This is a genomic window from Frankia nepalensis (assembly GCF_016786325.1).
GTDB classification, from domain to species: Bacteria; Actinomycetota; Actinomycetes; order Frankiales; family Frankiaceae; genus Pseudofrankia; species Pseudofrankia nepalensis.
Genome location: NZ_JADWYU010000154.1, coordinates 14,994 through 41,947 on the forward strand (window position 1 = coordinate 14,994; position 26,954 = coordinate 41,947).

The 26,954-nt window shown below is 73.1% G+C and carries 22 protein-coding genes and 2 pseudogenes; 10 read left to right on the forward strand and 14 right to left on the reverse strand.

The window, feature by feature from the left end:
- Positions 1 to 273 precede the first annotated feature (273 nt).
- Positions 274 to 1,857 carry a hypothetical protein gene (locus tag I6A81_RS43825; RefSeq protein WP_238429423.1) on the forward strand — a complete coding sequence of 528 codons (1,584 nt, stop codon included), beginning with the start codon at positions 274 to 276 and terminating at the stop codon, positions 1,855 to 1,857.
- Here I6A81_RS43825 and I6A81_RS24195 read toward each other — a convergent pair.
- Positions 1,793 to 2,644, reverse strand: coding sequence for an alpha/beta hydrolase (locus I6A81_RS24195; protein ID WP_203004014.1), 852 nt, complete (start codon positions 2,642 to 2,644; stop codon positions 1,793 to 1,795). The genes I6A81_RS43825 and I6A81_RS24195 overlap by 65 nt on opposite strands.
- A 592-nt stretch (positions 2,645 to 3,236) precedes the next feature.
- Between I6A81_RS24195 and I6A81_RS24200 the strand changes: the two genes are divergently transcribed.
- The 7 genes and pseudogenes from I6A81_RS24200 (at position 3,237) to I6A81_RS24230 (ending at position 9,156) form a co-directional block, all read left to right on the forward strand.
- On the forward strand, positions 3,237 to 4,190 hold the full coding sequence (locus tag I6A81_RS24200) for a radical SAM protein (RefSeq protein ID WP_307874876.1): 954 nt from the start codon (positions 3,237 to 3,239) through the stop codon (positions 4,188 to 4,190).
- Entirely contained in the window at positions 4,183 to 4,872 is a 690-nt protein-coding gene (locus I6A81_RS24205) for a hypothetical protein (RefSeq protein ID WP_203004013.1), read from the forward strand. Before I6A81_RS24200 ends, I6A81_RS24205 begins: the two co-directional genes overlap by 8 nt.
- 100 nt (positions 4,873 to 4,972) lie before the next feature.
- Positions 4,973 to 5,329: pseudogene (locus I6A81_RS43830) on the forward strand (AAA family ATPase); the annotation flags it as partial.
- A 283-nt stretch (positions 5,330 to 5,612) separates the two neighbouring features.
- On the forward strand, positions 5,613 to 6,080 hold the full coding sequence (locus tag I6A81_RS24215; RefSeq protein ID WP_203004012.1) for an NUDIX hydrolase: 468 nt from the start codon (positions 5,613 to 5,615) through the stop codon (positions 6,078 to 6,080).
- Positions 6,081 to 6,545: 465 nt separating this feature from the next.
- Positions 6,546 to 7,394: a ribulose-phosphate 3-epimerase gene (locus tag I6A81_RS24220; RefSeq protein ID WP_203004011.1), complete on the forward strand. Its 849-nt coding sequence runs from the start codon at positions 6,546 to 6,548 to the stop codon at positions 7,392 to 7,394.
- Positions 7,395 to 7,456: 62 nt separating this feature from the next.
- A complete protein-coding gene (locus I6A81_RS24225) occupies positions 7,457 to 8,305 on the forward strand; it encodes an SAM-dependent methyltransferase (RefSeq protein ID WP_307874877.1) in 849 nt (282 codons plus the stop codon).
- Between the two features lie 119 nt (positions 8,306 to 8,424).
- Positions 8,425 to 9,156, forward strand: coding sequence for an AAA family ATPase (locus I6A81_RS24230; protein WP_203004009.1), 732 nt, complete (start codon positions 8,425 to 8,427; stop codon positions 9,154 to 9,156).
- A gap of 233 nt (positions 9,157 to 9,389) precedes the next feature.
- Here I6A81_RS24230 and I6A81_RS24235 read toward each other — a convergent pair whose 3' ends face one another.
- The 12 genes from I6A81_RS24235 to I6A81_RS24290 form a co-directional block, all read right to left on the reverse strand.
- Entirely contained in the window at positions 9,390 to 9,638 is a 249-nt protein-coding gene (locus I6A81_RS24235) for a DNA-binding protein (protein WP_307874878.1), read from the reverse strand.
- Between the two features lie 393 nt (positions 9,639 to 10,031).
- On the reverse strand, positions 10,032 to 13,787 hold the full coding sequence (locus I6A81_RS45060; RefSeq protein WP_203004008.1) for an AfsR/SARP family transcriptional regulator: 3,756 nt from the start codon (positions 13,785 to 13,787) through the stop codon (positions 10,032 to 10,034).
- Positions 13,788 to 14,016: 229 nt separating this feature from the next.
- Positions 14,017 to 14,496: a hypothetical protein gene (locus I6A81_RS24245; protein ID WP_238429422.1), complete on the reverse strand. Its 480-nt coding sequence runs from the start codon at positions 14,494 to 14,496 to the stop codon at positions 14,017 to 14,019.
- Positions 14,493 to 14,945 carry a TadE/TadG family type IV pilus assembly protein gene (locus I6A81_RS24250; protein ID WP_203004007.1) on the reverse strand — a complete coding sequence of 151 codons (453 nt, stop codon included), beginning with the start codon at positions 14,943 to 14,945 and terminating at the stop codon, positions 14,493 to 14,495. Before I6A81_RS24250 ends, I6A81_RS24245 begins: the two co-directional genes overlap by 4 nt.
- A complete protein-coding gene (locus I6A81_RS24255; RefSeq protein ID WP_238429421.1) occupies positions 14,942 to 15,358 on the reverse strand; it encodes a hypothetical protein in 417 nt (138 codons plus the stop codon). The genes I6A81_RS24250 and I6A81_RS24255 overlap by 4 nt, the downstream gene beginning before the upstream one ends.
- The gene (locus I6A81_RS24260) at positions 15,355 to 15,636 is read right to left on the reverse strand and encodes a hypothetical protein (protein WP_203004035.1); all 282 of its coding nucleotides are present in this window, start codon (positions 15,634 to 15,636) and stop codon (positions 15,355 to 15,357) included. The genes I6A81_RS24255 and I6A81_RS24260 overlap by 4 nt, the downstream gene beginning before the upstream one ends.
- A 48-nt stretch (positions 15,637 to 15,684) precedes the next feature.
- Positions 15,685 to 16,572 (reverse strand): type II secretion system F family protein, encoded by an 888-nt coding sequence (locus I6A81_RS24265; protein WP_203004006.1) that lies wholly within the window; start codon positions 16,570 to 16,572, stop codon positions 15,685 to 15,687.
- The gene (locus I6A81_RS24270) at positions 16,569 to 17,471 is read right to left on the reverse strand and encodes a type II secretion system F family protein (protein WP_203010312.1); all 903 of its coding nucleotides are present in this window, start codon (positions 17,469 to 17,471) and stop codon (positions 16,569 to 16,571) included. The genes I6A81_RS24265 and I6A81_RS24270 overlap by 4 nt, the downstream gene beginning before the upstream one ends.
- Positions 17,468 to 18,805 (reverse strand): ATPase, T2SS/T4P/T4SS family, encoded by a 1,338-nt coding sequence (locus I6A81_RS24275; RefSeq protein WP_307874879.1) that lies wholly within the window; start codon positions 18,803 to 18,805, stop codon positions 17,468 to 17,470. Before I6A81_RS24275 ends, I6A81_RS24270 begins: the two co-directional genes overlap by 4 nt.
- 245 nt (positions 18,806 to 19,050) lie before the next feature.
- The gene (locus I6A81_RS24280) at positions 19,051 to 19,932 is read right to left on the reverse strand and encodes an SAF domain-containing protein (RefSeq protein ID WP_203007284.1); all 882 of its coding nucleotides are present in this window, start codon (positions 19,930 to 19,932) and stop codon (positions 19,051 to 19,053) included.
- Between the two features lie 178 nt (positions 19,933 to 20,110).
- Positions 20,111 to 20,755 carry a hypothetical protein gene (locus tag I6A81_RS24285; protein ID WP_203007285.1) on the reverse strand — a complete coding sequence of 215 codons (645 nt, stop codon included), beginning with the start codon at positions 20,753 to 20,755 and terminating at the stop codon, positions 20,111 to 20,113.
- A 248-nt stretch (positions 20,756 to 21,003) separates the two neighbouring features.
- Entirely contained in the window at positions 21,004 to 21,606 is a 603-nt protein-coding gene (locus I6A81_RS24290) for a hypothetical protein (RefSeq protein ID WP_203007286.1), read from the reverse strand.
- Between the two features lie 562 nt (positions 21,607 to 22,168).
- Here I6A81_RS24290 and I6A81_RS24295 point away from each other — a divergent pair.
- On the forward strand, positions 22,169 to 23,029 hold the full coding sequence (locus I6A81_RS24295; RefSeq protein WP_203007287.1) for a hypothetical protein: 861 nt from the start codon (positions 22,169 to 22,171) through the stop codon (positions 23,027 to 23,029).
- 5 nt (positions 23,030 to 23,034) lie between these two features.
- Positions 23,035 to 24,399 carry a DUF2637 domain-containing protein gene (locus tag I6A81_RS43840; RefSeq protein WP_285222945.1) on the forward strand — a complete coding sequence of 455 codons (1,365 nt, stop codon included), beginning with the start codon at positions 23,035 to 23,037 and terminating at the stop codon, positions 24,397 to 24,399.
- A 194-nt stretch (positions 24,400 to 24,593) separates the two neighbouring features.
- Here the strand turns inward: I6A81_RS43840 and I6A81_RS24305 are convergent.
- Positions 24,594 to 26,954: pseudogene (locus I6A81_RS24305) on the reverse strand (MobF family relaxase); the annotation flags it as partial.

Genomic DNA, 26,954 nt, shown 5'->3' on the forward strand with positions numbered 1-26,954 from the left:
CATCGACATGGGTGTGGCGACCACACCGCGAGCAGCGGACGTCGGACGCCGGCGGTTCGGCCCCACCTTCGCCTCCGTCGCGACAGCCCTCTCCGGGCCATCACCGGTCCGCCTTCCTGTGCGTGGACGGCGCGCCCGTATATCCCACGTGCCTCTTGTCGAACACCCGGCTGCTCGAACCGTGATTGTTTGACTACCCTGATATGGATTCGTGCTACGGATAGAGGGCGCAGCGATCAGCATTCACGTCTGGAGAGGATGCGCGGTGGCGTCATGAGCAGGTCCAGCCAGCGGGTGGAGCAGGAGGAGTTGCGGGCGCGGATGCGTGCGGTGGGCATGTCGCATGACGAGATCGCGATCGAGTTCGCCCGCCGCTACCAGCTGCGTCCCCGCGCGGCCCACCGGGTGGCGCATGGCTGGACCCAGATGCAGGCCGCGAACCACATCAACGCTTACGCCGCACGCGTCGGTCTCGATCCCCAGGGCGCTGCTCCGATGACCGCTCCGCGGCTGTCGGAGCTGGAGAACTGGCCGCTGCCGAACAACCGCCGCCGGCCCACTCCCCAGCTCCTCGCCCTGCTCGCCGAGGTCTACGACACCAGCGTCCACAACCTGATCGACCTCGACGACCGCGAACACCTCACCCCCGCCGACACCCTCCTCCTCAGCCGCATCGATCGCACCGGGCCCGGCGAGAACCGCGATCTGTCTCTACCCGTTGCGCCGCCCAGCGCTGGGCATCCTCAGCAGCCGAGCCCCTTGGCCGAGCGCGGCGAGATCCCGTCGCATCTCGGGACGCCATGGCCGGCGCTCGGGGCTGGGGCATCGGCAGTCGGCGGGGGCACGGCGACGCCGATACCCTCCTCCGTGGGCGTTGGCGGGGGGCCTGCGGTGGCGTTCGCTGGAGATCTTTCGGGCGCTTTCCACAGCAGCGATCCTGTCGGTTACCTTCGCGACCAGATCCGGGCCTGCGCCGGTGCCGACGGCGCACAAGGCCCGGCCGCCGCGCTCCCGACCATGCTGGGCACGATCTCGTCGATCGAGGATGCCATGCGGCGAGAACCGCTCGGGCACCGACGCGAGCTGCTCGGTCTCGGCGCGCGGGCCGCGGAGTTCGTCGGCTGGCTCTACCGGGACGCCGGTCTCCTACCTGCGGCCTCCTACTGGCAGGACCGCGCCGAGCAGTGGGCACAGGAGGCCGGGGACCTGCCGTTGCAGGGGTACATCCTGTTGAAGAAGAGCCAGCTGGCGTGGGACGAACGTGACGGGGCGCGCATGCTGACCCTGGCCCAGGCCGTCCAGGACGGGCCGTGGAACCTGCCGGCCTCGGTGCGGTCGGAAGCCGCGCAGCAGGAAGCCCGCGGCCACGCCCTGACGACCCGAGATCTCGCGGCCGTCGAACGCAAGTTGAACGAGGCACGTGACCTGCTCGCGGCCAGCGTGCGCGAGCACGGTGAGCAGGACATGTCGCAGCACTACAGTCCGGCTCTGCTGATGCTCCAGACGGCGCTGTGCTACGCGGCTGCTGGGCAGCCCGACCGGGCCTTGGCGATCTTCCAGCGGGAACTGAGACCCGCGGCGTTCTCGCTGCGGGACTATGGCTACTTCCGGGCGCTGATGGCGGGTGTTCTGGCGGACCTCGGTGAGCCGGACGAAGCCGCGGTCGTCGGCGCGCAGGCGCTGAGCATCGGCCGGATCACGGGTTCCGTGCGCACGTGGACCGAAGTCAGTCGCACGGTGCATGCGCTCACGCCGTGGGTAGCACGGCCGTCGGTGCGCGAGCTGAAAGACGCTATGGTGACGGTTGCTCTTCCGCTGGCAGCTGCTCACAGGCCCAGTCCGCCACTGTTCGGATGACGGACGCCTGCCAGATCTGGGTTTGGGGGTCGGCGTAGGTCGGGTCGTCGTGGACGGCGATGCCGTGCTGTGCTCCGTCCACCGTGACCAGGCGGGCCTCGCCCCCGAACCTGCCGACGGCCGCCCGTGAGCTGTCCACGGGGATGAAGGTGTCCTTCGTGCCATGCACGATCAGTGTCGGCGCGGTGACAGCGCCGAGTTCGCGGTCCGGGCGCAGGTAGAAGACCTCGTTGAGCAGTGGGCGGCCGAGCCGGAACGTCGGCGAGTGCTCCAGGTGTCCGTCCTCCGCCAGACGCCGCCCCGCCTCCTCGTCGATCTGGTCGTCCTGCCAGTAGGGCTTCTGGTCGATGAACCTGTTCTTGTAGTCCAGGAGAGGATTGAAAAGCACCAGGCCGCGAACCTGCTCGGGATGGCGGGCAGCGAAAAGCGCGGATATCCCGCCGCCGAAACTGGCACCCACCAGCACCACCGCATCCGCTCCGACCGCCCTCGCGGCATGCGAGGCAGCGGCCCGGATGTCGCCGAGTATCCCGGCGATCGTGAGGTCCTCCATCCGCCCCTGGCTCTCGCCGTGCGCCCGGAAGTCGAACCGGAGAGACGCGACTCCAGCCTCGGCCAGCCCATGCGCGAGGCGAGTGAAGAAGCCACCCTCCTCGCGGGTCACACCCCCGCCATGCACCAGCACCGCGATCCCCAACGGGGTGCTCGACGGCCGCAGCAAGTTCCCTGCCAGCAGCAGTCCGTCGGGACTGCGGAACCTCACGGCCTGTTCGAGATCTTGGGTCATGTCACTCCTTGAGCCGCCATCCTGGCTCTGCCCCGCCAGCCGCCGAACGCCTGCCCGCGCTCGACCATCATGATCCGTGGATGTCCAGGCGTCCTCCACGCGCGTCGCCGCGAGCGACACCATCACATCACGGTTGCCGGTCGCCTCGTATGGCTGCGAGCAGTGGCCAGCGACGCGCGTGCCTGCCGTGAGGCGTCGGTCCCGCGCGGGGCCGCACACCCTGCAACCGACAGCGTGGATCGCCGTGCCGGGAAGCACTACAAGCTCCCACGAAGACGCGAACGGATCACCGCTGCCAAGCCGAAGATAAGGGCTCGCGGTCTTACTTTCGGGCAGGTCAGCGACCACGCAGGCCCCGAATCAGATGTTCGCTCTGTAGGGAATGACCGTCGTGTGGGTCGCTTGGGACGCTGGAGGTGTTCAGCGTCGGCGTGGCAGCTCGCCGTCACGAAGGGTGGCGGTCAGCTTGGCGGTCGCCGTACGCGCCTACGTCGAGAAGGACCTGATGATCGCATATTCCCCGTCCGTTCCTGCGGCTGATCCCACGGCGCGGTCCGCCAGTGACGAGGCGTCCCGCCGCGCTGATGAACCTGTGGTCTTCACTGACGGGCACCACTTCGATCTCGCGGCGTCCCTGGACCTGGAGGCGGTCGCCTCAGCGGCGAATGGTCCGCTGTCGGTGATCCTTCAGGTGACGAAGCGGTGCAATTTCGACTGCTCGTTCTGCTCGGAGACGTTGCAGGAGCCCGACCCGACGCTGGCCGCGTTGGAGCGGGTGCGGGACAACCTGGCCGGGGTGCCGCGGGTGTTCCTGTCCGGCGGCGAGCCGCTGCTGCGCCGGGACATCGTGGACGTCGTCGACATGTTCGCCGGCACGGTGATCGGCCTGCCGACCAACGCGACGCGCGGCCTCCAGCACGCGCGTGACCTGGCCGGCAAGGTCGCGTTCGTCAACGTCGGGCTGGAAGGGCCTCGGGCGACGACGAACCGGGTCCGCGGCGACTACGACAAGGTCATGGAAGGGGTGCGGGCGTTCCAGGACGCGGGGCTGCCGCTGTCGCTGTCGGCGGTCGTCTACCGCTCGACGCTGACGGCGCTGCCGTTCACGCTCCAGATCGCCGACGTGCTCGACGCAGGGAAGCTCAAGCTGATCCTGCCTCTGCGCAAGGGCAACGCGCTCGATCTCGCCGACCACGAGTTCCTCACCGTCAAGGAGGCCACGGCGGCGTTCGAGCGGCTGGCCGAACTGCGCACGGCGCACGACTGGCGGCCGGCGCTGCGGCTGACCGCCTGGACCCCGGAAACCGAAGGCCACATGATCGTGGTCAGCCCGCGTGGGCTGGCGAGTGCCTGGCCGGTCTACGACGCCCCCGACCTGCTGGAACCGCTGGGCAACCTGCTCGACGAGTCGATCAGCCAGATCTGGGCGCGGTACCGGTTCAAGCGCAACCACTACGCCAAGTACCTGGGCCGCTCGATCCACACGGTCAGCCGCACCGGCCGACCCCCGGCGGCCCGCCGTTCGTTGCGGATCGCGCATGCGTGAGGCGACCAACCTGAGCTGGACCGACACCCCGTTCGGCGGCGCACGGCGGCCGTTCGCCAACCGGACCCCCCTCCTGGCCGCCTTCTCGGTCAACGCGACAGGCCACTCCCCGGCCGCGGCTGCCGTGTACCTCCCGCTGCCACGGGCGCGCTCGCTGACGGTGACCGACGGGACGGTGCGGTTCGGCTTCCACGCCATCGCCGCCGAGGAGCCCGCGGAGACCTCTGCCGTCACGGCCTCGATTGACGCGCTGCTTGTCCAGGCCCGACGTCAGGCGGCGATCCTGGCAGGTCACCGGCTCGGCGACCAACTCGCGGCCCTGCCCGCCGCCGGCGCGGGACAGCCAGCACGAGGGATCACCGCCATGCGCGCCGCGTGGCACAGCCAACCCGCGGAACGAGGTCTGGCTCGCCTTCATGACACCGGTAGCGGACCGGGGCCGATCACGCTGGCAGACATCTGTGCCGGCTACAACCTCGCCCTGCCCGCCGATATCCCTCTGGCTGGACCTGACCAGGCAACCTCACAAATCCTTCGGCAGCTCCTCATTTACGCGCTCGCGATCGCGCTGATCGCCGCGAGGAACGTGGACCGCTACCAGTGGCAGGCCCTCCACCCTGGTGCGGTGGTCGAGGCCGCCGCCTGGGACCAGCTCACCGACCTGCCACTGCGACTCCTATGACCGGCGCAGACGTCACGTCCGACCGGACCCGGCGCCCCGGTCCCGCGTACCGTCCCGCCGATCGCGGCGACCAACTGCTGGCCGCGGAAGGAACTCGCTGATGCTGCGTAACTGCCTGGTCGTCGCGGTCGAAGGCACCCATGCCTCGGGCAAGACCACGTTGACCCACGCGCTGGCCGCCTACTACCGGGAACATGGCGTACACGTCGCCTGCGTGCCCGAACCGGCCCGGAACAGCCCGTTCATCGAGGAGATCGTCGTGCACGGCCGCGGCGAGTTCGACCTGGAGACCGAGGTCGACCTGTTCGCCGCACAGCTATCCAGCCAGCTCCGCGTCGCCCGCCAACACACAATGATCATCTGTGACAAGACTGTAGCGAACGTCCTCGCCTACGCCTGGCTCGTCCTGCCCGGCGGCCCCAACGGGCCCCACGCCCCCGTGCTGCACGCCATGGAGACCTTCTGCCGGGCCTGGGCACACGTCTACGACGCGGTGTTCTACTGCTGCGACAAATTCGACCAGCGCCAGATCGGCGACCCCTACCGGTCGAAGGTCCTCGACATCCAACCCGCCGCCGACCGGTCGTGCGCAGTATCTGCGCCACCGTGGGACAGCGGATCTACGACATCCCGCCGAACATGTCCACCAGCCAACGGGTCGGCTGGATCGCCGAGCAGCTCACCGCTCTCGGCCTCGCCCCAACCGCCCGCTGACCTGCGTCGCTGGGAGACTGCCTACCATGGCATATACCAGTGTCATCGACGTCATGCTCCTGCTCGTCCGAGACGACACCGTTCTGCTGGCCTTGCGGTCCGGTACCGGTTTTGCGGACAACTGGTGGAATTGCCCGTCCGGCAAGATCGAAGACGGGGAGGACGCCGGCACCGCGCTGTGCCGCGAGGCCCACGAGGAGGTCGGCCTTCGTCTGGACCCGGTGTCGCTCAGCCTCGTCTCGACCGTGCGTTTCCGGAACGATCATGGGGAGGGGCGGCTGGGCTTGTTCTTTCTGCCGCAGCACTGGGACGGCGAGCCGGTCAACGCCGAACCGCACAAGTGTTCCCGCATCGACTGGTTCCCGATTGATGCGCTTCCTGATAACACCTATCCGTACACCCGGCTCGGCGTCGAGCTGTACGCGACAGGCCGGAACTTCGCCGTCCACGGGTGGAACCTCACCGGCAGCCAGCCGGGGCAAGTCAACGGCTGACGGACCGACATCGGGGCGATGATCTGCGGAGCGGGTGGCCGGCGCAGCGCGCAGACACCTGGCCACACGGCACGCGAGACCGCCACCGTGACAGCAGTAGCGTGGTATGACGCCGAAGCGACTCGGAGCTGACCATCCCGCGTGGCGCGAACATGAGGACGACCACCCCAGGCCGCGCAGCTGTGGCGCGCCCTCACCTAAGCAGCGGGCACTCGCTGGTCCACCCCCTGTAGGCACCCGGCGCCACGCGACCTGCTAGGCCATCCGGCGGCCACCGGCCCGCCGCCTCCGAGATGGCCGACGGCAGGGCGGGCGGTTACCTGTACCGGCCTCCCACCAGGAGGACCTGCCACCGATGATCCTGACTGCATGAGTTCGCGGCACGAAGAAACCGACCGCCCGTGAGCCCGTACTTGCTGGTCAGCGGCCCACCAACGCTCGAACGGTTCCTTCGTGCGCGGGGGAATGACCAGCCCCGCGACGACTGCGACCATGATCTCGAAGGCTCCCCGAGGTCGAGAGGTTGCGCAGCCGATGACGACCGAGCAGACGACCTCGGCGAGCCGGCCGGCCGGTTGGCTGGCTGCGCTTCCCGAACGCCGGCTTCTGCTTGATGTGTCGCTGTGGTCGGCGGATCTGGCCGCGCTCGGGGCGGAGCTCGATCGGACCAGTGGCGTCGCTGACCTGGTCCACTTTGACATCGCGGACGGGTACTTCGGGCCGGACCTGATGTTCTCCCCGGCGATGCTCGCGGCCTTGCGCGCTCGAACGACGGTCCCGTTCCACGCCCATGTGCTGGCGCGCCGGCCGATGGCGCTCATCGACGCAGCCGCCACGGCTGGCGCCGATCTGATCACGGTGCCTGCCGAGATCGAGGACGTCGCGCGTGCCCTGCATCGCATTCGCGAGAACGGTAAGGCGGCCGGTCTGGCGCTCGGCGTGGACACCCGCATCGTCGATGCCCGTCCCCACCTCGGCGCGATCGACGTGCTGGTCGTCGTCTGCACGCCTGGCTGCGCGCGGGACGCCGCGCTGACCATGGCCGCTCTGCGCCGCGTCCACGCCGCTCGACGACTCCTTGAGGCAACCGGACGCCAGCGCACGGTGCGCCTTCTGGCTGAGGGAGGGGTCGGCGCGCGCACCGTCGGGCCACTCCGGGTCGCCGGGGTTGACGGCCTGGTCACCGACCTGCCCGTCCTCAGCGACGACCCCGCGGGCATCGCCCACTGGCTTCGTAGCCAACACCCGGCGCGATCGCGCCCTGCGCCGAGACCGCCCCGGAACGGGCAGGGGTTCACGCGAAGGCTCACCTAGCGTGCCTGGACCACAGCGAAACGATCATCAAGCGGGCTGAGTCGACAAGGGGTATGGCACCAGTGGCGGAACAGGACAGGACGGTCGACGACTGGAACTTCCAGTCGGCGGTGCCGAAGGCGGCGGTGCCGAGGGAGTTGCGGACCGACATGCCGCACCTGGCCCGGATCTACGACTACTGGCTGGGGGGCAAGAACAACTACCCGGCGGACCGGGCTGTCGCCGAGGCCATGATCCGGACGGTGCCCGAGATCTGTGAGGGCGTGCGGGTGAACCGGGCGTTCCTGCGCAACGCGGTGCACTTCCTGGCAGCCGACTGCGGGATACGGCAGTTCCTCGATATCGGCACCGGGCTGCCGGCTGCCGACAACACCCATGAGGTCGCTCAGCGCGTCGCCGCGGATGCCCGCATCGTTTACGTGGACAACGACCCGCTGGTTTTGCTGCATGCCCGAGCGCTGCTGACCAGTACCCCTGAGGGTGTCACGGCCTACCTGGATGGCGACGTGCGCGACCCGGCGAGCATCCTCGAACAGGCCGCCGCGACGCTCGACCTGACCCAGCCGGTTGCCCTGATGCTCGTCGCGCTCATGCATGCGATCCCGGACGACCAGGACCCGTACGCCGCCGTGTGCGCGTTGCGCGAGGCCGTGGCGCCGGGTAGCTACCTGGTGCTGTCGCACCTCGGGCTCGACGTCTACCCGGAGAGGACCCACCTGAAGGCGGGCGTCGACCAGGTCAACGCCGCCGCCCCCGGCACCCTGTTTCCGCGGACCCGGGACCAGGTGGCCCGTTTCTTCGACGGCTGGGAGCTGATCGACCCCGGCCTCGTCCCCGCGCCGGCTTGGCGGATGACCAGTGAGTCTGTTTCCGCGATGTGGGCCGGCGTCGCCCGCAAGCCAGCCGCCTAGCTTCGGCGACCGCACCGTCCTAGCCTGCGGCGGGCGCGTGTGCTTCACCTCGGGTTGTCGGTGGCTGCCGCTAGCGTGCGCACCGACCATCGGCGCTCGCCCGGCTCCTGGAGGCTTCCGTGACCCGATCCGACCAGCCGTCCCACCACGGACTTGTCGCCGTGGAGGGCCTGCGCTGCACGGGGAAGACGACGCTGGCGACCGTGCTCGCCAGCCAGCTCGGCGCCACCGTCATCCCCGACGCGGCCGACCTCTCCTCGCCGCTGCCGTACCCACCGAGGACCCTCGGCGACGTCCGGTCCGGCCTTGACCACCTGTGCCAGGTGGAGCGGCAACGTGCCGAGGCCGCCCGCCGGGCGCGCACCGGCCTCGTGCTGTTCGACCGCGGCCCGCTGTCGCACATCGTCCACCAGCATGCCGTCGCGCAGTTCGGCGTTCCCGCCGACCCTGGCTACGCCGCGCAGACGTTCACCGCTGCGGCCAACGCGGGCATCACGCTGAGCCCTGGCCGCTACCTATATCTGCGGCTGCCCCACGCCGCGGTCGCCGCGCGGCAACGCCGGCGCGGGCCGGTGCACCCGCACCTCGTCGACCCCCGCTTCCTCACCGCCACCGATCGCGCCTTCCTGCGCTACCTGGACGCGCTGCCTGACGACCGGTGCCTGGTGCTCGACGCGGGCCTGCCCGTCGGCCACCTCGCCTCCACCGCCGCGGCCTTCCTCGCCACGGAACCGACCTCGCCGCCACCCGGCGCCTGGACACGCACGCTCGCCGCCCCCCAGGTCGTTCCGGCGCGTTCGTCCACGTCACCCCGAGCCGCCGCGGCCGGCAACGTTGAGACGAGACTGTGATTGTGTCCGAATCCCGTTCGGTCGACCGGAAGCTGCGGGCGGCGGCGCGTTTTGATCGACGCCGGTGAACCGTTCAGGTCGGCGTCCCCGTGCCAGTCTGCGCCCCAGGGTTTGTGGGTCCAGCTGGTCCGTACCGGCATCAGTGCCAGCTGGCTGGCGCTGTTCGGGACCTGGTTTGTCGGGACCATGGACGCGACATGTCGGCCGGCGGGTTCATCGTCCCAGGGACCGTGTTATCGGAGGTCCGGGAAGTTTCCCTCGGCGCGCTGTTGCAGGTCGCGCGGGCGATGGACGTCTATCCACGTGTCAAGGTCGGCTTTGCGCCAGATGCGTCCGAGTCCGGTCTCACCTGCTGGTTTCGGGAACGTGGGGCGTTTGGTGAGCTGGAAGCAGCGTGTTCGGGATCTGCCGAGCCGTTTCATCAGATAGCCGATGCCCACGAGGCTTCCGTCCTCGTGGACCTTGCCGTCGGAGTCGTTCACGGCAGCAACACTAGCTGTCTGAGGCATCACTGTCGAGTCCGTCAGTGTCTGAGGTAGCAGTCTCGGAGTCATCCGAGGGTGTGCTGTTCGGGATCCGAGGCGTCGGTCGATTCCGCGCGCCGGGCGGTAGGGCGTCACGTCGCCCGCGCGTGACCGTTGGCCTGGTGTGTCCTGGGTGGTCACGTACGCGGGCCGACTCCGTACCTGCCGTTGGTTGGCGGTGGAGATGGCTGCCGGCAGCTGGCTGTGGGAGTGATGCCGCCGGCTTCCCGCCCAAGGAATGGATGCGTCCCCTGGCTCGCGGGGATCACCCTGGATCGGTGTCGGGGCAGGCCGCTTCAGATCGTCCGCCCGCCGCCCGGCGGTTCGACAAGTGTGACCCTGGGTCGGTGCTCAGCGCGCACGGGTGTCGTTTTTTGGAGCGGTTTTTCTGGTGAGGATGCGGTGGAGGTAGGCGAGGTCGGGGTTGGTTTCGCCGTCCCAGGTGGGGTCGGCTTGTTCGGTGCGGAGGTAGGCGTGGTAGTCGGCGGTGAGGGCGAGTTGGTCGCCGGCGGTGTGGTGGGCGCGTAGGCGCAGCGCGAACAGCTCTGGGTGGGCGGGGAGGATTTCGAGGCCGCGGGTGGTGGCGTCGAGGGCGGCGGCCGGGTTGCCGGTTTCGAGGTGGAGGTCGGCGAGGAGGATGGCGGCGCGGACGGCGGTGGTGGTGAGGATGGAGCCGAGTTCGGCGTCGATCCATTCGTAGAGGGCCGGGGTGCCTGTGATCAGGTCGAGGGCGTCGGTGAGGACGGGGATCGCGGCTTTGGGGTGTGCGCGGTGGCGGCGGGCGTAGTCGAGGCGGTGGGTGAGCAGGTCGAGGTCGGTGGTGACGGCGGGGTGTAGGTGCAGGCGGGTCTGGCCGGTGGGGATCCAGGCGCGGGCGTGTCCGCCGGCGAGTTGGACGAGCAGGCGGCGGGCGCGGCCGAGCTGGTTGTTGACGGAGCGGGCGAGGAGTTTGTCGTCCGGCCAGATGGCGGTTTCGAGGTTGGTGCGGGTGCGGCCGGGGTGGGTGGCGAGCCAGGCGAGGATTTCGAGGGTGCGGCCGCGGGCGAGGTCGGGGGTGGGGTGGGTGCCTGCGCGGTTGGTGGCGTCCGCCGGCCCGTACAGGTGGATCATGATCTGCCAGTCGGGTTCGACGTAGGGCGGCGGCCCCATGGCTGTCTGGCTGTCCGGGGTCGCGGGTGTGTCGCCGCTGGCCGGGCGGGCTGGGGTGTGGCCGTTCAGCGTGCCGGCGGGTTCCGATGGGCTGGCAGGTAGGGACGCTTCGGGGGCGGGAGCGGCAGGGACCGGCAGGTCGGTGGTCGCCGCGGAGGTGGTCGAAGGTTCGTCGCCGGGCGGGTCGGCTGGCGCGGCCGTGGCTGGTGGGGTCCAGATCGGGAAGACCGTCGCGGACGCCGGGGTAGCTGTCGCCGCGGGTGCTGGAGGGCGCCATGTCGGGATGTCGGGGATCCAGCCAGTGTCGGCTCGGCTTCTTCCGCTGGCTGGTGTCCCGGGTGGCAGTGGCGGCAGTGGCCGGACGTCGGTGACTGGTGGGACGCCAGGCGTGGGGGATGGAGCTGGGGGTGCGGCCGGGATGGGTGGCCGGGCGACGTCGGCGAGGAGGGTGCACAGGGCGTCGAGTTCGGCGGCGGCGAGGGTGGGTGGGGTGAGGATCAGGCCGAGCGGGTCGAGCCGCCAGCGTGGCCCGCCTGTTCTTGTGCTCTCCTCGTCGCTGTGGCCGGCGGGGTGGCGGGGCTGGCGTCCGAACTCGTCGTCATCGTCGGGGTCGTCTTCGTCGAAGTCGTTGACGTCGGCGAGGTCGACGGTCCCGTTGGGTGTGAGGCGGTCCGGGTCGGCGTCGCCGTGGCTGTGCTGGTTGCCGTTGGTGGTGGCGAGGTTGGGTGGGGTGTCGGAGTGCAGGAGGGTGAGGCGCCAGGTGGAGGTGTGGCCGGGGGCGGCGGGTTGGAGGACGGCGAGGCCGGTGCCTCCGGCGCCGGCGAGGGTGGCGAGGTCGGCGAGCTGGTCGCTGTCGGTGTCGTTGGTGGGTGGGGTGGCGACCAGGGCGATGGTGGGGTCCCAGTTGTCGTCGGGGGCGGTGGCGCGGGCGGTGAAGGTGGTGGGTGCGGCGACGGTGGCGAGGTCGGTGCGTAGGCCGGTGGTTTCGCTGGTCGCGGTGGTGGTGAGGGTGGTGAGGTCGGGTGCCGGGTGGACGCGGTCTTCGGCGGCGAGGCCGGCTGGGTCGAGGCCGAAGGTGTGGATGGCGGGGGCCGCGGCGAGTGGGCTGAGCGCGAGGGTGGCGAGCAGGGCGCGGGCGAGGCCGACGAGGGCGGTGGGGTTGTTGTCGGTGGGGTTGAGGGTGAGGGTGCCGAGGGCTTCGAGGTCGGCGTAGACGGCGGCGCCGTCGGGTTGGGTGCCGAGTTGGGCGAGGGCGGGGCAGGGGGGTGGGGTGCCGGGGTCGACGGGTGGGAGGTCGGCGTCTGGGGGCAGGGTCCAGATCTGGCCGTGGGCGTCGGCGATCCACGGGTCGGGTGTGGCGGGTAGCGGGTCGCGGAGGTAGACGTCGAGGGTGCCGTCGGGCAGGGCGAGCACGACCTGAGGCGTCGGGCCGCCGAAGTCGTCGTGGGGGTCGGCGTGCAGGGCGGCCAGCGCGCGCAGGGCGTGCTCGAGGCGGCCGGTCGGGTCGGCTGGGGTGCTGGCGAGCAGCGCGGTGTGCAGGGCGGCGGCGTCGGGGTCGGGGGTTGGTGGGGTGGTGCTGGTGGTGGTCTGGTGGTCGCGGCGGCGTCGCCGGTGGGTGACGGCGACCAGGAGCGCGACCGCGAGCAGACCACCGGCGCCGATGCCGGCGATGAGCTGCCACGGCTCGACGGCGAGTCTGTCCTGGTCTTCGCGGCCTTCTGGTCCGGTGGTGACGGGCGTGGCGGTCGAGGTGGCCGCGCTGGGGGCCGGGGGCCCAGCGGCCGGGGGTGTCGAGTTGGCCGTCTGACCTGGGGGCAGTGAGGTGGCGAACGGGCTTGTCGACGGGTCGGCGGTCTGTGGGCTCGGTGGCGCAGCCGGCTCGCTGGTCGGCCCGGTGTCACCTGCCGACGGTGGGGCGGAGGTCGTGGGGTCGCCGGCTGGTGCGGGTAGGTCCGGGGCTGGCTGGGTGGGGCTGGTGTGGGGGCTGATGGTGGGTAGGTCGAGGACCATGCCGGGGTTGATCAGGTCCGGGTGGGTGAGGTGGCGGCCGGCGGGGTCGGTGGCGTCGCGGTTGGTGGTGAAGACGGTGTCGACGGCTGTGGGGAGTTGGGCGGGGGTGGCGGTGGGGTAGGCGTCGGCGGTGATGTCCCACAGGGTGTCGCCGGGTTGCACGATGTGGCTGGTGGCGGTGGGGACGAGCGTCGTCGGTGGGGCGGTGTCCTGGCCGGCGGCGCGACCGATGGTTCCGAGCACCGGGCCGGTCCCCGCGGGGTCGGCGGCTTGCTGGTCATCGGGGAGGTGGACCCAGCCGGTGGGGCTGGCCGTGGCGGTCGCGGCTGGGGCGGGGCCGGGGGTGTGAGTCGTGGCGGGGGTGGGGCTGGCGGTGGCGGCGCGGCTGGTGAGCAGTGTGATCACGACGCTGGCGGCGGCGACCCAGCGGGCGGTGCCGCGCCGGACGGCGTGGGGCGCGGGCGCGCCGCGCCGAGGAGCGGTTCGGATGCGCGCCGATCGAGATGCGCTGGCAGGCCCGGTGGTCGCCTGGGATGCGCCTGTCTGCCGACCTGGTACGGCGGGGGAGACAGCGGCCACGCGGTGGTAGGGCGTGGGCGTACCGATGTGTCTCCCGCGGGGTCCTGGCATGGCAGGTGCGACAGGCGGGCCGGTGGTGAAGCGGGACGCGGCGCGCTGGTGGCGGTGGGTGGCGGCGACGGCCTGGGTGATGATCTCCCAGAGGATGCAGAGGGTGAGCCAGGCCCACAGCAGCCAGGCGACGGCCGCGAGGGTGTTGGGGGCGACGTCGGGGTGGATGTAGCCGGCTTGGAGGAGGTTCCACCAGCGGTCGGGTTGCCAGGTGGTCGGGAGCGGGTTGGCGCGCCAGGTCCAGAGCAGCGCGGGGACGCCGGCGAGGAAGCCGAGGAGGGTGGTGAGCGCGAGCAGGCTGCGCAGGACCTCGCCCACGCCGGGTCGGGCTGGCTGTCTGCCGCGGCCGGGCGGCCCGAGACGGGACCCGTTCACCCGGCGGCGGGGTGCGGGTGAGGTGATCGGGGCCGGTGGGGCGGGTGGCCGGGGTGTGGGTGTGGGGGTGGCCCGGCGGGGCATCGGCGTCTCCCTGCGGGGATGGGCCCGGGCGGTGCGTCGCGTCGGAGCGTGGGCGCGTCGGCGTGGGTGGCGGCCGCGGGTGGGCGGGTCAGGGTTGGGTGGTGGCGCGGGCGGAGCGGGTCTGGGTGACGGTGGCGTGGCCTGGGCCGAGGGCGTCGAGGAGCTGGTAGTCGACGCGGGTCGTGACGGTGACGGTGACCGTGAGGCCGTCGATGGTGATCGCGGTGAGGGTGGCTTCGGGGTGGCGGGCGAGGTAGGTGCGCGCGTTGGCTTCGGCCTGGTCGGGGTCGAGGGTGGGGGTGCCGGTGCGCAGGCTGGTTTCGTCGAGGGCCTGGGCGCCGGCGCGGGCTGCGGCGGCGGCGAGGTCGGAGGCGTGGCCGGCGGCGTCGAGGGTGCGCCCGGCGTCGACGAGCAGGGCGGTGAGCAGGAGGACGCCGGCGAACAGGATGGTCATCGTGAGGCTGACCGTCCCCGCATCCCGGCGCCAGGCCGCCGGACACGGGCGGACCGTGCCGGTGGCGTCGGCCGGGTCTTGCCGCGCGGCGGCCGACATCAGGGGAGCGCTCATGGGGCGACGGGGAGGGTGAGGCCGCCGCGGTAGCGGTCGAGCACCGCGTCGCCGGTCGCGCGCAGCTGGCGGGTCAGGCCGAGGCCGGGGATCGGGCGGGTCTGGCAGCTGACGGTGACGGTGACCAGGCCGAGGTCGCCGGGTGTGGGGCCTGTGGTGGTGAGGCCGGTGTGGATGGTGATGTCGGTGCAGGTTCCGGTGGCGAGGTTCGCGCGGGCGGTGGTGTCGGCCAGGGAGACGGCCTGGTCGGGCGTGGTGGCGAGGGAGGCGGCGCGGGCGGCTTCGCGGGCGGCGCGGGCGACGTCGGTGCGGGCGCCGATGGTGGTGGCGGCGACGGCGAGGACGAGCAGGCCGAGGATCAGGATCGGCCAGGCCAGCGCCAGCTCGACCGAGAACGACCCACGGTCCGCCTCGGCGCCTTGTCGGTGTTCGCGTGGGCGGGTGGTCATCGGGCCTGGGCTTGGGGGAGGAAGCGGGCGGCGGGTCCGGTGGCGGTGCGGGTGACAGCGCCGCCGAGCAGGGCGTGGACGGTGACGGCGACGGTGACCGTGCCGGTGGTGGTGTCGCGGTCGATGCGGACGTCAACATCGGTGATGGCTCGGCTGGAACGGGCCAGCGCCGTGGCGACCTGGGTGGCGGCCGGGTCGGTGCCGTCAACGGACTGGGCAGTCTCAAGGGCGCGTCCGGCGGCGGTGGCGGCGGCCTGGGCGGCGAGCCAGCGCATCCCGAACACCAGGACCAGCGCGAACAGGGCGAGCACCGCGCCCATGACCAAGGCCAGTTCCACCGGGCTGGCGCCCCGGTCCTGGCCCTGGCCAGCGCGGCGGCGGCGCCGGGGACCGTCGTGGGTGAGTGGGGTCACTGGCAGGTGGTCGGGTCGGCGTTGGTGCAGATGTTGTTCGCGGTATCGAGCGCCTTCTGTCTGATCACGTAGATGACGGCCGCGGCGATGAGGACGAGGCCGACGGTGATGACCGCGGTGGCCAGGGCGTCGCCCCGGTCGCGACGCCCGGCGCGCGACCGGGCATCGACGGTGGCGATCCGGTCGGTGAGCCGGTCGGCGATCCGGTCGGTGAGGCGGGTCGGGAAGGTGGTGAGCCAGAGTGCGGTGAGGGTGAGGTGCGCGCCGAGTCGGCGCATGGGTCACTCTCCACTTCTCCTGCGAGGGGTAGGCAGGTCGGTGCGTCATCAGGGGGTGATCCCGGTGGCGGTCAGGACGGCGAGCAGGGGGTAGGTCAGGAACGCGACGAACGCGAGGGCGACCGCGGCGGCGGGTAGTTCGAGTTCGGCGTCGGCGGTCGCGGCCTCGGCGCGGGCGGCGGCGGCTTCGGTGGCGCGTAGGTGGGTGGCTTTGGATTCCATGGCGAGAACCGGCGAGGCGCCGCGAAGGGCCGAGGTGACGGTGAGCCGCAGCTCGCGCCACTCCGGCAGCGGGATCCGGGCGGCCAGCTGGTCGAGGCCGGCGTCGGGTGGCTGGCGGCGGGCGGCGGCCGTGTCGAGCGCCGCGCGGATCTGGGTGAAGGCCCAGCCGGTGCCGGCGTCGGCGGCCAGGCGCAGCGCGGCGTGCAGGGTGAGCCCGCCGGCGAGCAGGACACGGACCAGGTCGAGGTAGGCGGCGACCGCGAGCCGGGTCTCCTGCCGCCGCGCTTTCGCGACCGCCCGCACCGGCCGGTCCGCGACCAGCACCCCAACTGGAACCGCGAGCGTGACGAGCGCTGGGCCGCTGAGCGCCGGCACCGGCAGGCCGACGAGGGTGGTGCCGGCCGTGAGCAGTGCGGCGGCCAGGGCTGCGATGGTGGCGTGGGCGAGGCGGGTGGCAGTGTGCGTGACGGGGTCGCGGCCGGCGATGGCCAGGTCGTCGGTGAGCAGTAGTCGCCGTCCCCGGGCCGGGCCGGCGGCGCGGGTGATCTGGCCGGTGAGCCAGGCCGCGCCGGTCCGCGTCCACCGTCCTGGCTGGCCGGGTTGGCCGGGTTGGGTTGGTGGGGTGAGGGCGGTGCGCAGGGCCAGGTAGGCGCCGGTGGTGGCGGCGGCGCCGCACAGCCCGGTCAGCAGTCCTACGGCGGGTAGGTCGCTCATCGCGCGTCCCGTCCGAAGAAGTCGGGGACCGTGGGTGGGCGGGAGCGGCGCAGTAGCGCGCGCACGGCGGTGCCGACGAGCGCGAGGTCAGCGGCCAGCGCGAGCTGGCCGAGTGGGGTGCGGTACGGGGTGAGCAGGGCGGGCCAGGCGGCGAGCAGCCCTGCGGTGGTCAGCGCGAACAGGCCGAGCAGCAGGGCCATCGCGCGGCGGTGCCGGGCCCGGCCGGCGTGTAGGTCGCGCACGACGGCGACCCGGTGGCGGGTCGTCTCGACTTGGCTGGCCATCAGCCGTCCCAGCTCGCCCGCGCCGTGGCGGTAGGCCAGGGTCAGCGCGGCGACGACCTGGCCGACCGCGGGATGGCCGGCCTCGCGGTGAAACGCCGCCAGCGCCACCGGCAGCGCCTCCTGCGCCTCGAGCCGGCGGGCCAGCGCCGTCAGCGGAGCGGCCAGTGGTGGCGGGGGGAGTTGGCAGGAGGCGGCGACGGCGGCGCGCAGCGGCTGGCCGGCGTCGAGTTCCTGGCGGACGGTTTCGCACCAGGTCGCGACCGCCTCGCCGAGCTCGTTGACCGCCGGCACCGCCCGCACGCCACGGGCCTGCCGCGCCAGCCACACCACCCCCGCGGCGACCAGCGCGAGCACGGGCAGCCCGACCAGCGCCCCGACGACCAGCCCGGCGCCGGCGGCCGCCCCGACCGGGCCGACCGCGGCGGGCAGCGACCGCCACCGGCCGGCCGCCGCCCCGCCGCCGCTGGCATCTGGCCGCTGCGGAGAAGCCCGGCCCGGTGGCGGTGCGGCCGGCCAGGTCAGCCGGCCGGACGCGGACAGGGCCAGCAGCGCGGCCCCGACGCCGGCCGTGGCGCCGGCGGCGGCGAGCGCGAGGACCCGCAGTCCGCCGCTCACCAGCTACCACCGGTGGCCGCGGCCGGGCGGCGGGCGCGGAACTGGTCGGGGTCGGTGACCGTCGCGAGCTTCGCGGTCAGTGTTTCGGACAGGTCGAGTTCGGTGCGCACGGTCCGGCCGGCGCGGGGGTGCCAGCGCCACAGCTCGGCGGAGGTGACCGTGCCGGCCCGGTGCTCCCCGATCTCCCGGATGCTCGTGACCACCCGGCCCGCCGGTAGCTGCGCGACGTGGATGACCAGGTCGACCGTGGCCGCGATCGTCTCCAGGACCACCGCCTCGGGCACGGTGCGCGAACCGATCGCGGCGTAGGTGCGCAGCCGGGCGACGACGTCGACGGCACTGGGCGCGTGGATCGTGGCCGCGACGCCGTGGGCGATGCCCTGCCCCGCGGCCAGCAGCAGCGGCAACACGCCGCCGTCGGGGCGCAGCTCGCCGAGCAGGACCCGGCCCGGGGTCTGGCGGCGCAGGTCGGCGGTCAGGTAGCGCTCCATCGCGTACTCGCCGCGGCCGTCGACGTTGGCCTCGCGGGTTTCGAACTCGACGAGGTTGCGCCACCGGGTCCGGTCCAGGAACAGTTCGGCCTCGTCCTCGACGACCACGACCCGCTCCAACGCCCGGTCGGTCGGGGTGGCGTTCGCCCACGCCCGCAGCAGCGTCGTCTTGCCCGCCCCGGTCCCGCCGGAGATGACCAGGCCGAACGGGACCCGCAGTGCCGCGGTCGCGGCCAGCAGCGCCACCACGTCCGGCCCGCACATCCCCGTCCCGGCCAGGCCCATCAGGGTGTCCAGCGCCGGGGTGAACAGCCGGCAGTCCAGATGGGTCAGCGACGTCACCCGGCCCACCGCGTGCACACGCACCCCGTTCGGCAGCCGGAACCGGACCGACGGGTTGGCCTCGTCGAACCGCCGCCCGGCCAGCGCCGCCTGCCCGGCCGCCCACTCCCAAACCTCCTCGTCGCTGGCGAAGGGGGAGGCGGCTTCGAGCCGGGTGCCGCTGGCACGTTCGGTGCAGATCATGTTGACGGCGCCGTTGACCTCGACGTCGCTCCACCGGTGCGTCGCCGTCAACACCGGCCCCAACGGCCCGAGTTCCGCGCGGGCGGCCCGTGCCCGCCGGCGGATCACGTCCTCGACCGTTGGCGCGAGCGCCGGCCGGCCGTCGGCCGCGGCCTGCTGGCGGGCCGCGACGAGGACAGCGGTGATGGTCTCCTCGACGAGCGCGCCCCGCTCCGCGGCCCGCGTCGTCATCCCCGCGCGGCGGGCCTGCGTGAGCCGGGCATCGACCAGCTCCCCGATCCGGTGCACATAGTCGGCGACCAGCCCGTCGTCGATCACGGCGACCGGCGGCGGGTCCGGCCGCCGCCCTGCCCCTCGGTGCTCGCTGGCCGGCCCCGTCGATGTCGCCGTCCTCCAGTCCGCAGCGCCGTGCGACGCCGGTTCGGGACTGGTCGGGCGACGCGGTGGCGTCGACGGCGGGATTCCGCCCCGGCGGGCGGTGACCGTCGCCGGGGCGCTGGGACCGTGGACCCGCTGGCCGGCCGTGGCGCGGGCGTCATTGCTGGGGGAGCGGGGCGCGGCCATCACCGGCCACCCCCGACCGTGCCCGCCAACCCGTCGCCCGTGGCGGCCGCGCTGTTCGCCGCGCCGCCGCTGGTGGTCGGAGGCGTGGACTCCGCGCTGCCCGTACCGCCCGCGCCGGTGGAAGGGCCGCTCGTCGCCGTCGGGCCAGAGCCGGTCGGCGCGGTGGTCCCCGCCGTCGGTGGACCGGTGGTGAGGGCCGGCGCGGGGGAGGTGTCGCTGGTGGCGCCGAGGAGGCGGACTCCGGGGCTGAGCGCGGCCACGGTCGCGACCCGGGCCGCGAGCTCCGCCGGAACGGCCAGGTAGACGACCGTCTCGCCGGTCGAGGACGTGCCCGACGGGCGGCGGACCTCGGTCACCGTCACGGCGCGGGCCAGCGTCACCGCGGTCTTCGTCGCCGGGTCGACCCCGACGACGTCGACCCGCTCACCGGGGCGCAGCGCTGACGACGGCAACCCCGCCGGATCCACCGCCACGCCGAGCGTCAACGTCCCCGCCGGCCCCGCCACCGAACCCACCAGCTCCGGCGTCAGCAACGTCCCCGCCGGCAGGTCGACCAGCGCCTGCCGGCCGACCAGCGTGTCGCGCGCGATCGCGGCCGTCGCCAGTCGCACCGCGCCGCCGTCCGTGGCGACCCGCACCTGCGCCAGGTCGCCTGCCGTCACGACCTGTCCGCGCGCGACCGGGCGCGCGAGGGCCACGGCGTCCACCGTCTGCTGCCCGCCCGATCCCAGCCACAACGCCCCGCCCGCACCCAGCACCGCCAGCAGCAGCCCGGCCAGGACCCCACCCCAGCGGCGCGGCGCCCGCCCCGCGCTCGGCCCGGCGGGGGCGTCGAGGCGGTCGTCCAGGCCGGTGTCCTCCCACCGATCGGTGTAGGTCATCGCCCACCACCCGTGCGCGGCGCATCGATCCATAGGCGGTTCGCGGGTCGCCGTCCATCGGCGAGCTGAACGGTTGGCCGCGAGCTGGCTGGACGCTGGGCGGGCGGCGCGCTGGGGGCGGGCGGCGTCTTCGCGCGCCTGCGGACGGCGAGGGTGGGCCACGGGGTCAGGGCTGTGGTCATGAGCCGTTTCTCTCCAGGGCCTGGTACTCGCGCACGACGGCGTCGAACACGGTGGTGGTCATCAACGGGTCGAGAGCGCCGGACTGGCCGTCGCTCGCCGTCCAGGTGACCGACCAGCGAATCGACAACGACGCCGCCCAGGACCGGCCGTTCGCCGCGGCTGAGGAGGCGTCGCGGTAGGTGTAGGAACAGGCCGGCGCCACGGTCGGCGGCGCTGACGGGTCGAACGTCGAACCCGGTCCGGCGCAGGTGACCGGCGCGGCGCCGTCACCCGGGTCAAAGACCAACTCCACCGGGGTGGCCGTCACCGTCACCGACAAGCCCAGTGCCTCGGCCGTGCCCGTCACCGCGACCCACTGCCCCGCCGGAGCGGCGAACCACGTCGCCACGTTCACGACCAGCCCCCGGGTCAGGTCCGGCGAGAGCACCGGCTCGGGCAACGGCAGCCGACGGCGCACGTCGTCCACCGCGGAGGCCCGCACACTCGGCACATCGGCCAGGGCGAACCACTGCCAGCCGGTCACCGTGCCGTCCTCGCAGATCCGGGCGTAAAGCCGCGACGTCGACCCGTCCGGCTCCACCCGCTCGGCCTCATGCACCGAGCCGTCCTCGGGAACCACCTGCCCGATCGTGCCGGTCACCGCCGTACTCGGCCGCCACACACATGTCGGTGCGGGCCCGGCGGGGCTGTTTCCGCCGGCGGGCGTGGCTTCGTCGTCCTCTGCGGAGACCGACGCGAGTATCTGTTGACGGTCCTCATCAGACTCGACCTGGCCGTCAGCCTGAACACCTGTGCTGTCCCACCATCTGAGCGAGAGTGGGTCGTCGGCTGCGGCCGGTGGAGCCGCGGTCAGGACGGTGACAACGACGATTGCGGCACCGGTCATGGTCAGGAGGCGGCGGGCCGGGGCGGGCACCGGTTCTCGCCTTCCCAGCTTTCGACGACAGCGCCGCTGCTGATCTTCCAGTTGCCGGCGGGTTGCTCCACCCAGGTCGTGCGGGTACGTCCGCTGCCAGGAGTGTTCCGGACGAAGATCTCCTGGCCGTCGGGAGCTCGGTTGACTCCATCGATGACGGGGTCGCTGTCCCAGCTGCAGATTGTGGCGACCGCCTGTCCAGCCGGCGGCAGAGACTCGACGCTGATGTCCTCGATGACGTAGTAGGAGCCAGGGTCAGGACGGACGACGTAGCCGCGCTCGGCGAACCACGCGAGCCGGTCGCTGATGACGCCGCCGGCGGCGGAGTCGTCGGTGTAGATCGCGCGCAGGGCGGCGACGAGCGCCTGGTCGGAAGGGTTGGCCGCGGCGGCGCGGTAGGCGTCGAAGTACTGCTTCTGCGCTGCCGTGACGGCGGCACGGACCTCGGTCGTGGGGTCGGCCGGTGACGCCGTAGCCGTGCTGCCTGGCCCGCTCGAGGCCGGCTGGGGGTTGTCATCGTTGCCGGAGCTGCCGCAGGCGCTGGCGGTCAGGCACATGCCGAGCAGAACCGCCACCGTGGCGGTTCGCGCGCGGACGCGCGATGTCCTGTTGTGGAAATGCGATGGCCACATCTGGTCATTCGCTGTCCACATCGGGACGTTCCGTGTCCTGATGTGGACACGGCGGCCGTCGGCGGCATTCAGCGCGCGGCATTCTGGTCGCGGGCGGGCATGCACCAAGTCCTCCAACAAGCAGGTCCAGGACGCCTCGACACTGAAGCGCGGCAACGCCACCAGCCAGACCGCGAGAACAGCGAAACCCCAGGTCAACGCAGGTCACGCCCCAGAGCGACATGGCACCGCCCCACGACCGGACAGGGGCCGGCCGGCGAGGAACGGAGGCCTTGGTGGTTTCGCGCTGGCGGTGCGGACTAAGCCTTGGCGAAATGGTGGTATCACAGGAATAGGCGCGTGAATAGCCGTACCATGCGATCCTGTGGATAACTGGCGCCCGGTGTTGAGCACCGTCGGTTACCGCACTGGTGGACGTCTCGCGTCGCCCTCATCATGGGCGCACCAGCAGACCGTGTGACGGCTCCACCGTGTCGCCCACCCCTTCTGCTCCAGGGAGGTCACCGTGTTCGACGACGGGCTCTACCGCGTCGTGTCGCACGATGCCGGCACCGATGTCTGCGTGTTCTCTGATGCCGCCCCCGACGACACCAAGGCAGTCTGGCTGCGCATCGACGTACCCGGCGCCGACTCCACCTGGGCGCGCCTCGCGCCGGACGCCGCCACCGCCCTGGCCGACCTGCTGACCTGGCTGGCCCACAGCATCACTACACCCCGTAGCAATAGTGATTCACGTCACGTCAATGGCGGCGGGGGGTTCACCGGAGCTGACACCTCCGGTCTGACGGGTCTGCCGGCGACGCCGCCGCCCGGTTACGGCTATGCCCTGTCCGGTGTCTCGTTCCTCCCGCCCCCGACAGCCGAGATCGAGCCGGTCGACCCGGCCGTCCTCGAACACGCGCTCGACGCCATCGCCGCCGCCGAACGCGCGACCCACCGCCGCAGGACCCAGGCCGCCCGGCTCTACTGCCGCCAGGCCGCCCACGTCGTCCAGGCCGACTACCCCGACGCCTACACGATCATCATCACCATGGCCGACCAGCGCGGCCTGCCCGCCGGCCCCACCGACAGCACGCCGGCCAGCGACCCGCAGAAATACGGCGACATCGCGCACCCGGCGACCACCGCTGACGTCACCCACCCGTGCACCCTGGCCACGGCTGTCCCGCCGCGCCGGTTCGCGCTGCACACCGTGCTCGACACCGCGGGCCAGCCGATCGCCAAAGACACCGCGCCCACCCTCGACTTCGAACGCGTCGCCCACGACCTCGACCAACTGCTCACCGCCGCCCACGCGACCGGCGCCGCCCTGCCCGGCTGGGCCGGGCGCCGCGTCCTGCGGCTCGACCACCACGCCACCTGGTAGGCACGATGACCCTCGCCGCCCCCACCCCGACCGCGCATCGCTGGGAGCCCCCCGAGCCAACCGCCAAGCTGGCCGCGCTCCACCCGCCCCAGCAACCGGCAACCCCCGCCACCCCGCCGCCACATGACCCTCGCGACCCTGCCGCCGCGGCTCCACTCCATGCATCCGGCGGGGGGCGTGCGCCGCGTCGGCGCCGGTGGCCGGACGGGGACGGTTGGACACGGCTGGCCACCGTCGCCTCCGTGCTCGCCGTCGCCGGCATCGCCGCCACCGTCTCCTACCGCCATATGAGGGGCGTCGCCCTGGAGCACGGCGAGGACCCGATCGCCGCCGCGATCATCCCCATCTCCGTCGACGGTCTGATCGTCGCGGCCTCGCTGACGCTGCTCGCCGACAGCCGTGCCGGGCGGCGCCGCACCTGGCTGCCCTACACGCTGCTCGTCCTGGGTTCGGCGGCGAGCCTGGCCGCCAACGTCATGCACGCCGAACCAACGCTGGCCGCCAGGGTGATCGCGGCCTGGCCGCCGCTGGCGCTGATCGGTGCCTATGAGCTGCTCATGCGACAGATCCGCGCGACCACGCGCCCGTCCCATGCCGACAGTAACGCACCTCGCCGTGGTCATCGGCGTGGCCCGACGCCCGGCGACGCCGGGTCGGCGCGCCCTGCGCCGGTGGCGACCGACGGTGCGGCCGGCGCGGACGTCTGCCCGGTGGCGTCGTCGGCTAGCCCCGGGCAGGCGGGGGTCGAGGCGATGACCGGGCCCGCGCGCGGCGCGCCGGCCGGCTCGCTCACCAGTGCCGCCGATCCCACCGCCGTGCACCGGCCCGACGTCGCGTCGGCGCCTGCCAGGCAGGCGTGTCTCGCCGGAACCGGCGCCGGTGGACCGGGGGTTGAGCCGTCGCTGGACGTCGGCGCGGTCGGTCTCCCACGGCTGGCGCGTTCGCCCGGATCCGACGCCGAGTCGGTCTCCGGTCGGGAACCCGCGGTCGGGTGCGCCGCGTGGTCCACGCCGCCAGCCGCGGTGCCCGGGCAGCGTATCGAGCCCGATCCGGTGGGCGGCCGGGAACGGCCCGCGGCGTTGCGGCCGACCGACCTCGCCCAGCCGCGGGCAGCGCACGGCCAGCCAGGGACCTCGACCGATCTCCCCGGGGTGGACGCCCGGCGCCGTGCGGCCGGGCCTTCGGTACAGACTGGTCCGGCCAGGGCTGTCAGCAAGCGTTCCCGCCTGGCCGCTCTCGTGGCCGCGGTCGACCCTGAGGACCCTCGGTCCAACTACGCGCTCGCCCGTGACCTCGCCCCCACCGTCGGCCTGCACGAAGGCACCGCGCGCCGCTACGTCGCGAAGCTCCGGCAGACCACCCCGGCCTGATCACGAACGCCAGCGCGTAGACCCGGCCGGCCAGCCAGCCAGCCGGGCGGGGCGGTGCGCGCGAGGCGCCGCCGACCGCGCCCCGGTCGGGCGGCGGTACGGCGTTTCCGGCTGTCGCTGCCTCAGAGGCCGCGGCCGCGCGGGGCTGATCAGCGGCCTCCGAACTACGCGTCCGGCTGGTCGGGGCCGGTCTTCTACAGCAGGAACGGCGTTCCGAGGTTGACGCTTGCCTGGTGTGCCTGGTGTGCCTGGTCGTAGGCGTCGGCGGCGGCCGGGTCGCTGGGGCGGTCGCCGAGGGCACCGCGGATGGCGTCGGGGTCGTCAGGCTGGGCGGGGGTGCCGTGGGGCAGGCCGAGGTGGTGGTGGCGGTAGTGCTCGGCGCGGTAGGCCGCCGCGTCCCAGGCCGTGGCCTCCGGAGCCGAGGCGGGACGAGGGCCGAGCAGAGCGGTGAGGTAGGCGGCGGGTTCCGCCCTCGCCTGGTGGAGCGCGTGGGTGGTCTGGCGGTCGAGCGCGGCGTCGATGCGGATCCGTCGCGCCTCCCGCGCCGCCGCCGGCGCGTGGACCTGCGTGGCCGCGCGGCGCACGTCAGTGGTGCTCTCCAGCTTGTCGGGCTGGTCGCCGAGGGCGCGCCGTTCGACGAACAGCGCTCCGGTTGGCCAGGTGGTGAGGTGGTTGGTTTCGGCCAGGTCGAGCAGGCGGGTGACGTCGTTCCATTCCTGCTGGGCGGTGCGCGGGGCGGGCAGCTCGTAGTGGGCGCCGTCCAGGCTGGCGGCCGCGCACAGGTCGACGACGCGACGGGCGAGGACGGCTGCGCCGGCCTGTAGGTCGGTGAGGGGTTCGCGGACGAGGGCGGCGCGAAGGTGGTCGGGGTGGTGGCCGTGGTCGAGCAGGGCGTGCAGGCCGGCGATCGCGCGGGCGCGGGGGAGGGCTTCGCGGGGGCTGTGGAAGCGGGTCCGGGTCTGGCCGTCGGGCAGGGCGTTGGCCCAGGTGCGGGCGAGGTGGGTGGCCTGGTCGTGGTGGTGTAGCCAGGGGTCGTGGCGGCGGTCGTCGGGGGTGGCGCCGGGTGGTGGTCCGGGGTCGTGTGCCGGGGTGTCGGGTTGGTGGCGGGCGTGGTAGATCGCCAGCGCGGTGACGGTGTCGTCCCAGATGGCGCGGTCGGGTCCGGAGGCCGGGCGGGGGCCGATCCGTTCGACGAGTGCGGGTGGTGGGTGGGTGCGGGCGGTGGTGCGCACGGTGGCTTCGGTGGCGAGTTCGGCGCGGCGCAACAGGACCTGGCGCGGCAGGCCGGCGCTACCCGGCGCGGTAGTCGGCGCGTTCGGCGCGAACCGTGGCGCGCCGGGCGGCGCGAGGTCCGGCGCGCCCGGCGCGTCCGGGGCGGCGCGCGGCGCGAACGGCGCGAACGGCGCGTCCGACGCGGAAGGGGTGGTGGTCGAGGAGCCGGGGTCGCCGCCGGCGCGTTGCCTGCTCGACGGCGCATCCTGGGCCGGCGGCGCGTCCGGCGCGGGCTTCGGCGCGGACCTGGGCGCGTGCGGCGCGGGTGTGTTCCTCGGCGCGGTGGCGCCGGTCGCCGCCGGCGCGCGCCGCGGCGCGTCGGGAACGTCCGCGGCCAGGCGCAGGGCGGTGAGCTCGGCGAGGGTGTAGCGCTGACGAAGGATGTGGGCGGCGACGGCGGTGGGGTCGTGGTCGGTGGCGAGACGTTCGTTCCTGGTGCGGGTGAGGTGGTCGGCGAGCCGGTCGAGCGGGCTGTCGGGGTCGGGTCCGGCGGGCAGCCAGGTTTCGTCGTCGTCGCGGTGGGTGAGGTCGGCACGGCCCAGGACGTAGGCGTGGAGGTCGGTGCGGGCGCGGGAGAGCATGACGTAGGCGGCGGGGCGGGTGGTGTCGTCGGACAGGACCGCGCGGGCGGTGTCCATGGTGGCGCCCTGGGCTTTAGCGGCGGTGATCGCGTAGGCGTGGCCGAGGCCGCCGTCACGGCCGTCGTCGAACCGGTGGGTCAGGTACTTCCACGGGACACGGACGGTGCCCTTCTTCGGGAAGTACACCTCCAATGCCTGCTCATGGGCGTTGTCGGCGAGGTGGACGGCGGTGACGACGCCGACGGTGCCGGTGCGGATGTAGGCCGACGCGGGCCGACCGGCGGGGACGAGGGTGTGGCCGGCCTGGGTGAGGGTGATGACCTCGTCGCCGACCTGGAAGTCCCGGCCGGCGGCGTGCAGGACGGGTCCGGTCAGGGTGCCGTCGGCGGCCAGCAGGCGACGGGCGGCGGTGTTCAGTGTTTCGACGTCGTGGTGGCGTTCGGCCATCATCTGAACTCCCACCGGCCGGGCCGGCAGGCCGGCCGCCACGGCGGGCCGCGCGCGAACGGCCTCGTCCGTTGTCTCCTCGCCCGGCGCGCTCCCGGATGCCCCGACGGCGCGGCGGCCAGGTGGCGCTCCGCGCGCCGGCTCCGTGCCGGCCGGCCCGGTCGGTTGGGCGGCGGGCGGCGCGGTCGCGGCCCTTGGCGCGCCAGGCGCGGCGCGGTCCGGCGCGGGCGGCGCGTCGCTCGGCGCGGGTGGGTC

Excerpts from the sequence above, each read along its gene's own strand:
- I6A81_RS43825 (WP_238429423.1), top strand. The coding sequence starts at position 274 with ATGAGCAGGTCCAGCCAGCGGGTGGAGCAGGAGGAGTTGCGGGCGCGG.
- I6A81_RS24195 (WP_203004014.1), bottom strand. The coding sequence starts at position 2,644 with ATGACCCAAGATCTCGAACAGGCCGTGAGGTTCCGCAGTCCCGACGGA.
- I6A81_RS24205 (WP_203004013.1), top strand. The coding sequence starts at position 4,183 with ATGCGTGAGGCGACCAACCTGAGCTGGACCGACACCCCGTTCGGCGGC.
- I6A81_RS24215 (WP_203004012.1), top strand. The coding sequence starts at position 5,613 with ATGGCATATACCAGTGTCATCGACGTCATGCTCCTGCTCGTCCGAGAC.
- I6A81_RS24220 (WP_203004011.1), top strand. The coding sequence starts at position 6,546 with ATGACCAGCCCCGCGACGACTGCGACCATGATCTCGAAGGCTCCCCGA.
- I6A81_RS24245 (WP_238429422.1), bottom strand. The coding sequence starts at position 14,496 with ATGAGCGCTCCCCTGATGTCGGCCGCCGCGCGGCAAGACCCGGCCGAC.
- I6A81_RS24250 (WP_203004007.1), bottom strand. The coding sequence starts at position 14,945 with ATGACCACCCGCCCACGCGAACACCGACAAGGCGCCGAGGCGGACCGT.
- I6A81_RS24260 (WP_203004035.1), bottom strand. The coding sequence starts at position 15,636 with ATGCGCCGACTCGGCGCGCACCTCACCCTCACCGCACTCTGGCTCACC.
- I6A81_RS24265 (WP_203004006.1), bottom strand. The coding sequence starts at position 16,572 with ATGAGCGACCTACCCGCCGTAGGACTGCTGACCGGGCTGTGCGGCGCC.
- I6A81_RS24280 (WP_203007284.1), bottom strand. The coding sequence starts at position 19,932 with ATGACCTACACCGATCGGTGGGAGGACACCGGCCTGGACGACCGCCTC.
- I6A81_RS43840 (WP_285222945.1), top strand. The coding sequence starts at position 23,035 with ATGACCCTCGCCGCCCCCACCCCGACCGCGCATCGCTGGGAGCCCCCC.